Raw genomic sequence first — 4,391 nt, forward strand, 5'->3', positions numbered from 1 at the left:
CACCAAAAACATCTTGTTGAATGAGGGTATCCGCGCTTGGATGGCTCCTCAAGATCAACCCCACGAACAATTTATATTCCCAGAGGAGGTATTGCCACGTGGTAACGCTCTCTAATAGCTCACTTGTCGGTGGCGGCCGTGACCAAGAATCAAGCGGTTTTGCTTGGTGGTCCGGTAACGCTCGGTTAATCAACTTATCTGGTAAACTGCTTGGCGCTCACGTAGCCCATGCTGGTTTAATTGTCTTCTGGGCTGGAGCAATGACTTTATTTGAAGTTGCTCACTTCATTCCAGAAAAGCCCATGTACGAACAGGGTTTGATTCTTCTACCTCACATCGCCACCTTGGGTTGGGGCGTTGGTGTAGGTGGTGAAGTTATTGACACCTTCCCCTACTTTGTTGTAGGTGTACTTCACCTCATTTCTTCCGCAGTCTTAGGTTTTGGCGGTATTTATCATGCCGTCCGTGGTCCAGAAACCTTAGAAGAATATTCTTCTTTCTTCGGTTACGACTGGAAAGACAAAAACAAAATGACCAACATCATTGGTTTCCACCTAATCATCTTGGGATGTGGTGCGCTGTTGTTGGTGTTGAAGGCTATGTTCTTCGGTGGTGTTTATGACACCTGGGCTCCCGGTGGTGGTGATGTACGTGTGATTACTAATCCCACACTCAACCCTGCTGTGATCTTTGGTTATTTAATCAAAGCTCCCTTTGGTGGCGAAGGTTGGATTATCAGCGTTGATAACATGGAAGATGTGATCGGTGGTCACATCTGGATTTCTTTAATTTGTATTTCTGGCGGTATTTGGCACATCTTCACCAAGCCTTTTGCTTGGGCTCGTCGTGCTTTTATCTGGTCTGGTGAAGCTTATCTTTCTTACAGCTTGGGCGCTCTGGCTTTGATGGGCTTTATTGCTTCCATCATGGTTTGGTACAACAACACTGTTTACCCCAGCGAATTTTTTGGTCCTACAGGTCCAGAAGCTTCTCAAGCTCAAGCTATGACCTTCTTGATCCGTGACCAACGCTTAGGTGCTAACGTTGGTTCTGCACAAGGACCCACAGGCTTAGGTAAATACTTGATGCGATCGCCTACTGGTGAAATCATCTTCGGTGGTGAAACCATGCGCTTCTGGGATTTCCGTGGCCCTTGGTTAGAGCCTCTACGTGGTCCTAATGGTCTTGACCTCGACAAAATCAAGAATGATATTCAACCTTGGCAAGCTCGTCGCGCTGCTGAATACATGACTCACGCTCCTTTGGGTTCTTTGAACTCTGTGGGTGGTGTAGCGACTGAAATTAACTCTTTTAACTACGTGTCTCCTCGCGCTTGGTTATCTACCTCTCACTTTGTGTTAGGTTTCTTCTTCCTTATCGGTCACTTGTGGCACGCAGGCCGCGCCCGTGCTGCTGCTGGTGGTTTTGAAAAAGGTATTGACCGCGAGACAGAACCAGCAATGTTTATGGGCGACCTAGACTAGGTTGTTAAAAACATTCTCTAATTACTTGACAATTAATTAATTTATTGGCTCTTGTGTAAAAGCAAGAGCTTTTTTTATGGGTTGTTTGATTTTGAATGTGACACAATTGTATTAGAGACTTTTAGAGGTCATAAAGATGATAGTTGTTGCAAATCGCGCTAATAGAGTGATGCTCTACAACATCAGTTGGCAACAGTTTGAAAATCTCTTACAAGATTTAGGAGAAAGTCGTGCAGCTAGAGTTGCTTATGATGATGGTACTTTGGAAATTATGACTCCTTTACCAGAACACGAAAATTATAAAGAAGTAATTAGTGATGCAGTTAAAGATATTGCTGAAGAATTGGATTTAGATTATGAAAGTTTGGGTTCAACTACCTGGAAGCGAGAACGCAAAATGGCAGGAGTAGAGCCAGATAATTGCTTTTATTTTCAAAATGAAGCATTAGTTAGGGGTAGATTGGATTTAGATTTACTAAGAGATCCACCTCCTGATTTAGCTTTAGAAATTGATATTACTAACAAATCTTTAGATCGGTTTCCTATTTATGCTCGGTTGGGTGTACCGGAAATTTGGTGTTATGATTCTGGTAAATTGAAGATTTATCTTTTACAAAGTGGGGAATATTTGGAATCTGAAAAAAGTTTGGTATTTCCTAGTTTAGAAATTCGGGAATTGCCAAAACTAATTGAGCAAAATCGGGCAAATGGTAGAAGGGTAATTAGAAAAGCAGTGAGGGAGTGGGTAAGGGGAAATATTTTTAAGGTATGACTAGGTTGATTTTGAATGTGACACAATTGTATTAGAGACTTTTAGAGGTCATAAAGATGATAGTTGTTGCAAATCGCGCTAATAGAGTGATGCTGTACAACATCAGTTGGCAACAGTTTGAAAATCTCTTACAAGATTTAGGAGAAAGTCGTGCCGCTAGAGTTGCTTATGATGATGGTACTTTAGAAATTATGACTCCTTTACCAGAACACGAATATTATAAAAAAGCTATTAGCAACGGAATTGAAGATATTGCTGAAGAATTGGATTTAGATTATGAAAGTTTTGGTTCAACTACCTGGAAGCGAGAAAGTAAAATGGCAGGTTTAGAACCAGATGATTGTTTTTATTTTCAAAATGAAGCATTAGTTAGGGGTAGATTGGATTTAGATTTACTAAGAGATCCACCTCCTGATTTAGCTTTAGAAATTGATATTACTAGCAAATCTTTAGATCGGTTTCCTATTTATGCTCGGTTGGGTGTACCGGAAATTTGGTGTTATGATTCTGGTGAGTTGAAGATTTATCTTTTACAAAATGGAGAATATTTGGAATCTGAAAAAAGCTTGGTATTTCCTAGTTTGGAAATTCGGGAATTACCAAAACTAATTGAGCAAAATCGGGCAAATGGTAGAAGGGCAATTAGAACAGCAGTAAGGGAGTGGGTAAGAGAAGAGATCAAAAAAGTGTAATATTAGGATGAAAAATGGGAAAACTAAAGATGCTTCTTTGTTGTTCTTTCCTAATGGGGAGTTTTAGAACTGGATCGGTTTTAATTCCTGACTCCTAGCATAAAATCTCATTTGTAAATACTAAAAATGCTACAAAAATACTTACGCAATGTTTTGGTCTTACCTTGTTCTCTAGCCCCTTGGTTTTTGGGAATGTTATTTGCTGCTCCATCTCAGGCTTTACCAGGGCAAACTACAGAGGAAGTAACTACTTGGATTCAAGCCCATCCAACCTTGCGTCCTAAGAGTGGGGAAAAGTTATCGGTGAGTAAGAGTGATACAGCAGCCCAAAGATTCACTTTTCAGGCATCGGTTTTACCTCCGGGTAAGGTGACATTTACTCAAGACAGGGGGAAAATTCGCACTGAGCGCATTAGTATGTATGATGCTGTTAATGGGATGACATCCGAGCGCCTTCAGGAGTCTTTGCGGGTAATTTATGGTTTGGATATTTATCAAGACTATAATCGCGCTCAGGTGGTGTACGAGTATCCTAATCAGAGTGCAATTAATCAGGCACGTTTGGCTAAAACGCCGATTAGGGAAGCTTTACAGGGAGAATTGCGGGTGGGCGATCGCTATGCTTATTGGATGGAAGTTGCTAAACCAAAGGAAGGTAAGGCTTTTGTAGGTCAGATAACTGTTTTACTTAAAACCGACCTAGACAAGTTAGAAGCAGAATTGAGAAACCGATAAATTTAGTTTTCACCCTTGATCTTTAAACTTTCCGGTTGTGGATAAAGTTTGCCATGTTCCAGAAAATATACTTTCTGCTGCTAGAGAAATACGCACTAAATCTTCTTTGAGCAAAGGAGGCCAATCAATACCCGCTTTACGACCTGCACTAAATAACTGTTGAGCTTTAATGCCCAATTTATATAGTGCTAGAGCTATATCTTTATCTAAACTAGGGGCATCTTTCAGGGTTTCAAACACAACTTTTAAAGCTAACAAAATTGACGTTATCTGACCAGGAACAGGCGGTTTACCCTGTTTTAATCTGTTTAACAGAGCATCAGGGTTTTCCTCTGTTTTTGTTTGATCTATCAGGATTTTGCGAGCAGTTTCGTAGTTCATATATAGGAGAGAACGAGGAACAGGGAAAAAGAAAAATAAAGCACAAATATCTATACCGAGTTTTGTATGGCTACGCTATTAAAAATCAAATAGGAGTCCTATATATACCAGGGAACGGGGTATTTAAAAATAATTTAGCATAGCCATATCTAGATTAAATTGTTTAATTTCCATTATCTAAATTGCTAAAAATTTCTCCTAGAACCTGTATTAATTAGGGCTTGTTGATAGCGTAGCGTGTCGTTAGGCTATAAATCTCAAACGAAGATATATCAAGGGTTTGAAGGTGACAAAAGGTGAATCAAGTGCAAGGAATAAGCGTTGAAA

The 4,391-nt window shown here is 40.2% G+C and carries 5 protein-coding genes and 1 pseudogene; 5 read left to right on the plus strand and 1 reads right to left on the minus strand.

Annotated features, from left to right (window positions below):
- From VB711_RS21095 to VB711_RS21115, 5 genes and pseudogenes are all read left to right on the plus strand, one after another.
- A pseudogene (locus tag VB711_RS21095) lies at positions 1-115 on the plus strand (photosystem II D2 protein (photosystem q(a) protein)); the annotation flags it as partial.
- Entirely contained in the window at positions 99-1,484 is a 1,386-nt protein-coding gene (gene psbC / locus VB711_RS21100) for a photosystem II reaction center protein CP43 (RefSeq protein WP_323288256.1), read from the plus strand. The pseudogene VB711_RS21095 and the gene psbC, both read left to right, overlap by 17 nt.
- Before the next feature lie 136 nt (positions 1,485-1,620).
- Positions 1,621-2,256: a Uma2 family endonuclease gene (locus VB711_RS21105; protein ID WP_323288257.1), complete on the plus strand. Its 636-nt coding sequence runs from the start codon at positions 1,621-1,623 to the stop codon at positions 2,254-2,256.
- A 56-nt stretch (positions 2,257-2,312) separates the two neighbouring features.
- Positions 2,313-2,948 carry a Uma2 family endonuclease gene (locus VB711_RS21110; RefSeq protein WP_323288258.1) on the plus strand — a complete coding sequence of 212 codons (636 nt, stop codon included), beginning with the start codon at positions 2,313-2,315 and terminating at the stop codon, positions 2,946-2,948.
- A gap of 126 nt (positions 2,949-3,074) precedes the next feature.
- The gene (locus VB711_RS21115) at positions 3,075-3,683 is read left to right on the plus strand and encodes a hypothetical protein (RefSeq protein WP_323288259.1); all 609 of its coding nucleotides are present in this window, start codon (positions 3,075-3,077) and stop codon (positions 3,681-3,683) included.
- Between the two features lie 9 nt (positions 3,684-3,692).
- Here VB711_RS21115 and VB711_RS21120 read toward each other — a convergent pair whose 3' ends face one another.
- Entirely contained in the window at positions 3,693-4,064 is a 372-nt protein-coding gene (locus VB711_RS21120; RefSeq protein WP_323288260.1) for a Dethiobiotin synthetase, read from the minus strand.
- Positions 4,065-4,391: the final 327 nt, after the last annotated feature.

The sequence above is a fragment of the Cronbergia sp. UHCC 0137 genome (assembly GCF_034932285.1).
GTDB lineage: Bacteria > Cyanobacteriota > Cyanobacteriia > Cyanobacteriales > Nostocaceae > Cronbergia.